1 protein-coding gene is annotated in these 220 nt (G+C 56.8%); it reads left to right on the forward strand.

Features of this window, described 5'->3' with window-relative positions:
• Positions 1 to 220, forward strand: a 220-nt coding sequence (locus AAC854_RS24025) for a VasL domain-containing protein (RefSeq protein WP_340619228.1), incomplete at both ends; no start/stop codon positions are given.

Raw genomic sequence — 220 nt, forward strand, 5'->3', positions numbered from 1 at the left:
GGGAACAGGAAATGGCCGCGCGTATTGACAGTATCCCCCTGAAAGGGAACTGGCATACCACCCGCGACCAGCTTCAGCAACTGGCGGACAAAATCCTGTTGCAGGAGCGTATCGACGTGACAACCGGCATGTTGTTTGACCAGCGCATTGATATCGAACTGGGACAGACCATTCCCCTCACCTTTATGCGCAGCTGGTCACCGGGCGAACGGGGGCTGTT

The sequence above is a fragment of the Xenorhabdus entomophaga genome (genome assembly GCF_037996725.1).
GTDB classification, from domain to species: Bacteria; Pseudomonadota; Gammaproteobacteria; order Enterobacterales; family Enterobacteriaceae; genus Xenorhabdus; species Xenorhabdus khoisanae.